The sequence below is a fragment of the Microcystis sp. M090S1 genome (genome assembly GCF_020246295.1).
Lineage (GTDB): Bacteria > Cyanobacteriota > Cyanobacteriia > Cyanobacteriales > Microcystaceae > Microcystis > Microcystis aeruginosa.
Genome location: NZ_JADBTF010000117.1, coordinates 1 through 5115, shown reverse-complemented (window position 1 = coordinate 5115; position 5115 = coordinate 1). Strand labels below are relative to the sequence as shown.

Sequence of the window (5115 nt, the reverse complement as noted above, 5' to 3'; positions counted from 1 at the left end):
TGTGAGTTAGGGATAGGTATAGCAGCTTCTTAAAAGTTGCCTAAAGATTAATCAAGTCAAGGAGAATTTATTCTCAATTATAAAAATTGAGATAGTTTGTGCCGCTTAAATAAAGAGGTTTTGATAACCAAATTAAAGCAGATCTAAAGAGTTTTGAGTTAAAAGTTAAACTTCAAGTTTTCATTCAGGACGAATGTACTGATTAACTAATTTTCCCCAAAAAATTAGTTAACGCATCATTATAACATATAATTAATTTGCAAGAGTTATAATAAGCACTAATCTAAAGTTATCCCATCTATCATCTCTTGGGATCAGTATCCTCCAGTTTATCCTCATCGGCGCCAAAAAAGCACCAAAACAAGTTCAATCCTTGATTGAGCAAACCCACCAACAGGTTGTTGACCCTAACAATCAAAGAAATGTTATCGAGTTAATCGAGAAGATTATTATCTACAAATTTACTCACCATGGCACTGCTCTAAGATGGAGACAATCAATTATGCTAGGTGTTCACGCATTAAAACAACTCTATGAGATTGATGACTCTCAATGGCTAGGAGAAACCATTAGCCTACTCAGAAATCATCAATTTCAACAGCTAGACTTAGAACATTTAATCGAGGAATTAGAGTATTTGGGCAAAGAAAAGAAAAATGCTGTAGCCAGTCTTTTAGAACAGGTTATCCGCCATTTATTATTCCTGCAATACTGGAGCAAGGAAGCAGAATATAAGACAATTTATTGGCAGGAATAAATCGATAACTTCCGTACTCAATAAAATCAGGCTAGTATGTTTTCTGACTGCTATTTTTCAATTTTATTGGTGAGAGTTCCGACCACATCAATACCGAGGGTTTGATGGACACTGGCGAGGAATTGATTGACGATTTCGGGATAGACTTTAATCAGGGTAGCGAGGGATTTACCATCACCATTATCAACAATATTAACTCGCTCGAGGTGTAAGCGTTTAGGAATTTTTATCGCTTCTTCTAGGATAGTTTCTAACTGTTGAATCAAGAAAATTGCTGATGCTTCGCTGCCGGTGTTTTGCCAAACTTCCGCGAATAATTCGTTAACCAAGGCTTCAGCTTTAGCATTTTCTTCAAAAATTGCCGCTTGTCCTCTAGCGCGGAAAGTTTCGGCTTCCTGCTGCGCTTCTGCGGGTAAAACTTCATCTGCTTGGAGACGTAATCTTTCTAATTCTGCTCTGACCTGTTGAAATTTTTCTTCAACTATAGCACGTTTTTCCTTAGCGGCGGCGATAGTTATTTCTTCTTCCGATTTTGCCTGTTGTTCCAGTTTTGCCTTTAACTTTCTCAATTCGTTTTCTTGCTCTAAAATGATAATTTGATCGCGGGTTTTAGCTACGGTTGCTTGTTCCTCACATTCCGCGACTATTTGTTCAGCTTCATTGAGTGCATTTGATTCAGCAATTTCAGCATCACGCATGACTAAAGCGATTCTTTCCCGTCCGAGGGAGTTAAGATAATCCACTTCATCGGCGACATTTTGAATTTTGAGAGTATCAATTTCTAAACCGAGTTTAAACAGGTCTTGACTGACGTTACTGGTAATACTTTCGGCAAATTTTAGGCGATCTTCGTTCACTTGTTCGGGGGTCATTGTTGCGACTACACCCCGCAAGTTTCCTTCTAAAGTTTCTTTAGCTACGCGAATAATTTCTTCTCGATCTCGATCTAAAAAACGTTCGATCGCATTGCCGACTATTTCAGGTTTAGAACTAACTTTCACGTTAGCAATTGCCACTATATTCAGGGGAATATTGCCCTTAGAATAGGCATTTTTAATCTCAATTCTGATCGGGGTTGTGGTGACATCCATGCGTTTAACAGTTTCTAAAATTGGAATACGAATCGCCCGACCCCCCGATATCACTCGATAACCTGCATCTTGTCTATCTTTTGATTTGCGTTTCATCCCACTCAGGATGACTACTTCATTGGGTTTGCAAATACACAAAAAAGAATTGATAAACCAAATCGCACCAATCCCCAGAAATATCAATAAAGCAATGGGAACACTATTCAACAATAAATTACCAGCACTGTTGTTGTGATTGTTGTCGTCTTGATTGGGATTGATTTGGATGAGATAGGAATTATTTTGACTATTCATAGTTAGTTACCCTTTGGTCTAGAAGAAATTACAAATCGCCTCTGATATACTTTTCCGCAATGACTAAAACTTTATTGTCCTGGAAATTGAGGATAAATGCTTGATCCCCGACATTAAATTGTTCTTCCCCTTCCGTTATCGCTACTATATCGATCAGACTATCCCCGACATTAACTCGCACTTTCCCCTTGCTATTTTTATCGAAGGGGATTTGAACAACTCCGATTAAACCGATGAGAGAGTGATGATCGACAATACTATTTACCTGTTGGTTGCAGCGTCTTAACTTGACTAAAATCAGGAGTAGAATGGCCAAACCAATACCTACCCCTAAAGAAATTAAAACGATTGTGAGCAGTTGATCATTCATAGTTTAGTTATTTACCGTTATGGTTGCCCCCAATCTAATTACCGTTAACTAATTTGAGACTTCGGCCATTTCAATCACGCGATCAGCATTATCTTTGACCAAAAAATTTAAAGGTTTATTGCGACGAACTTTATACTTTAAGCGTCGTGATTCCACCCGCATCAGAATTTGTTCTAAACAATCGTGATCAAAACAAACGTGACGATGACGATCCTTATAACCCGCGGTTGCTCCAGCAACGATGTGCAGTTGGGTATTTTTCTTTAACTGATACCATAAACCCTGGGGTTGATCTCCCAAAGAAGGGTTGGCAGTAGTCACAGCCGGATTACTAGACATATAAAATGGGTCAATTATATTATTGCCCATCGTCTGCTCATAATTGTAATAGTAATGGAGGGGAACATCGGCCGTGGGTAAATTTAAAAGTCCTTCATAAAATTGTCGGGCTGTCTCCAAATCTGTCACCATGATTGTATGAACTTTTGGGGCGCTGGTTAGAAACATCCACATGGCTAAAGCATAAGCGGCCAGAAGCATAACCATAATCCCCTGGGTGGACAGGAGAGTATCAAGGGGTAGGAAAGCGCCGAAGAAAAGATGATTTATCAACACTGATGTGATCCTATTGCCTAAGAATTTCTATCATTCCCTAATTATAATCACGACGCTGAAACTTAAGTGAACAGGGTGGGGAGTTACCGAGTTCCGTACATTTGTATTAAAATGCTCCCTACCCAGTTTAAATACAGTACAATTTACCTCAAATTTTCCCTCTGGGATGAATAAATGATGAGATGATGACATTGCGGACGGAAATATGAGGAGTTAGCGGAGATGAAAGCGTATATTGGAAATAGAGCCATCCCTAGAAAAGTGAGCCACTGTTATGAATTCTTTTGCGCTTCCCGTCTTTCTGCAATCAGGTTTAACCCTACTGGCATTTTTAGTGCTGGTTATCCTGATGGCCTAAATCTTAATCCGTCTGTGACTTCGATCGAGCAGGGGACGATCGATAGCGCCGACTAGATTTTCATAGACGGTTAACAGTTGGTCAGCGATCGCTGACCAGCTATATTGGTTTAAGACTAAATCCCTGGCATTTTTCCCTCGTTGTTGGCGAATTTCAGGATTAGTGATAGCCGTTGCCAAAGTATTAGTTAAATCCTCAAGCTGACAAGCTGTCACCCATCCCGCAGCGGCTGCTGCTACCGCAGGATATAGATCCACCCGGTCGGAGATAACCACGGGAATTCCGGCAGCCATAGCTTCTGCCACTGCGATGCCAAAATTTTCATAGTAGGAAGGTAAAACAAATAAATCGGCCCTAGCGAGGAGGTTATTTTTTACTTCTCCGGTCACAAATCCGGTAATTGTTGTATTTTTGCCCAAGATTGACCGCTCGATCTGATTTTTAATGCGATTTTCGTACTCCCGATCCTGGGGATTGCCTCCTGCTAAGACAAAATGAAAATCTAGGCCCTTTGCTAACAGACTTTCTAAACTGGGCAGCAATAAATCTAGACCTTTTTTCGGGTCAAGACGGGACATATAGAGGATGATCGGTTTATTTTGGGGAAGATCAAAACCGTTTACCGGTAGAGCTTGTGGGTCAAAAAAATCTACCCCTAGGGGGATGACAATATCCTTAGTTTTTATATTAAATCTTTCGGCGATTTGACACTCCTGCTGACTGGTAAAATGAACTGCCGCCGCCGCCGCTAAATTGGGTTTTTCCAGAAAATTGGCATATATTTGTTTAAGTTGCCGTTTTTTTTGCAAATCTGCCGGATCGAGGGTGCCTAGGGGACGGAGAATATAGGGCAGTTGACGGTAACGAGCGATCGAAGCCGATATACTGCTCACTGGGGAGAATAAGGCATGAATATGGGCGATATCGTAATCTTTTGCCCTATTAGCCAACCAAGTAAACAGATCAAGGGAAAATTTATAGCGGCGAAAGGGAGAACAGCGAAAATAATAGATTTGATAGCCATTTTGACTAACAGGGACCCCTAAAGGCACATCTAGGGGTGCTTGTCCCGTGTCGCCATTGGAATCGGTGGTAATAATAGTCACCTCTTGGCCTAGTTGGGCCAAGGCCGCTGACAAACCGAGTACCATTTGACTAGGGCCACCATAAACAAGGGAAATCGAAGGAACAATCTGAAGAATTTTCATCGAAAAATTGGGTCAGAAACCCCGTCGTTCTAGGTTGGCTTTACTGTTAAATACTAGCGCATTTGCACGATATATGCTAGAAAGTGCCACTTAGAGCGACTCTAAGACCAGAACAGAGTAAATCTGTTAAGGCAGCTGGGAAACCGCTCAAGAAACCCCAAGAGGATATCAAATTCAGCTAGTCCGGAACAGGGAACGGTTGAAAACGAATATCAAATTTAGATGCACAATAGCTTATCCCTCTGATTTACCAGTGATCAGTAAACAGTAAGCAGTTATCAGTGATGAGACGGGGAGTAGGGGGAGCATCTCACTTACGCGATGAGTAATTATACTTAGCCTAAAAGCCACTCTTAATCGTGTCTTGGAACGAAATAGAGGCTTTTAAAGACTGCGTACATGGAGAATTAAAACAAGAATTA

At 40.7% G+C, this 5115-nt stretch carries 4 protein-coding genes and 2 pseudogenes; 2 read left to right on the top strand and 4 right to left on the bottom strand.

Annotation, left to right across the window (positions count from 1 at the left end; translation table 11 throughout):
* Positions 1-268 precede the first annotated feature (268 nt).
* Both IM477_RS05495 and IM477_RS05490 read left to right on the top strand, forming a co-directional pair.
* A pseudogene (locus IM477_RS05495) lies at positions 269-457 on the top strand (DUF2887 domain-containing protein); the annotation flags it as partial.
* A gap of 45 nt (positions 458-502) precedes the next feature.
* Positions 503-754, top strand: a pseudogene (locus tag IM477_RS05490) (DUF29 domain-containing protein); the annotation flags it as partial.
* 53 nt (positions 755-807) lie between these two features.
* Here IM477_RS05490 and IM477_RS05485 read toward each other — a convergent pair.
* The 4 genes from IM477_RS05485 to hpsP form a co-directional block, all read right to left on the bottom strand.
* Positions 808-2142, bottom strand: coding sequence for a flotillin family protein (locus tag IM477_RS05485; protein WP_287730849.1), 1335 nt, complete (start codon positions 2140-2142; stop codon positions 808-810).
* Positions 2143-2170: 28 nt separating this feature from the next.
* Complete coding sequence (locus tag IM477_RS05480) at positions 2171-2512, bottom strand: hypothetical protein (protein WP_079208929.1); 342 nt, start codon at positions 2510-2512, stop codon at positions 2171-2173.
* A 48-nt stretch (positions 2513-2560) separates the two neighbouring features.
* A complete protein-coding gene (locus IM477_RS05475) occupies positions 2561-3127 on the bottom strand; it encodes a glyoxalase-like domain protein (protein WP_147072223.1) in 567 nt (188 codons plus the stop codon).
* Positions 3128-3481: 354 nt separating this feature from the next.
* Complete coding sequence (gene hpsP, locus IM477_RS05470; RefSeq protein ID WP_125732352.1) at positions 3482-4693, bottom strand: hormogonium polysaccharide biosynthesis glycosyltransferase HpsP; 1212 nt, start codon at positions 4691-4693, stop codon at positions 3482-3484.
* Between the last annotated feature and the right edge of the window lie 422 nt (positions 4694-5115).